General features: G+C 69.0%; 2 pseudogenes. Both read left to right on the forward strand.

The features are described from left to right. Positions 1 to 201 (forward strand): annotated as a pseudogene (locus DMB66_RS60510) (pyruvate dehydrogenase (acetyl-transferring) E1 component subunit alpha); the annotation flags it as partial. After that, a pseudogene (locus DMB66_RS60515) lies at positions 198 to 575 on the forward strand (alpha-ketoacid dehydrogenase subunit beta); the annotation flags it as partial. The pseudogenes DMB66_RS60510 and DMB66_RS60515, both read left to right, overlap by 4 nt.

Raw genomic sequence — 575 nt, forward strand, 5'->3', positions numbered from 1 at the left:
GCCGACGACTCCTTCTTCGGCGAGGTCGACGAGACGGCCCGCACGCTGGCCCTGGACCTGCGCGAACGGGTGCTGGCCATGCCGGACCCGCAGCCGGTCACCATGTTCGACCACGTCTACCCGAACGGCTCGCCCGAGCTCGACCAGCAGCGCGCACAGTTCGCCGCCTACGAGGCCTCGTTCGAAGGGAGCGCCCACTGATGAGCGAGACACTCACCCTCGGCAAGGCCCTGAACCACGGCCTGCGCCGCGCGCTGGAGAACGACCCCAAGGTCGTCATCATGGGCGAGGACGTCGGCAAGCTCGGCGGCGTCTTCCGGATCACCGACGGCCTGCAGAAGGACTTCGGCGAGAACCGGGTCATCGACACCCCGCTGGCCGAGGCCGGCATCATCGGCACCGCGGTCGGCCTGGCCATCCGCGGCTACCGGCCGGTCTGCGAGATCCAGTTCGACGGGTTCGTCTTCCCGGCGTACAACCAGATCGTCGCCCAGGTGGCGAAGATGCACTACCGGTCGCTGGGCAACGTCACGCTGCCGATCGTCATCCGGATCCCGTACGGCGGCGGCATCGGC

Source organism: Actinoplanes sp. ATCC 53533, from assembly GCF_003947245.1.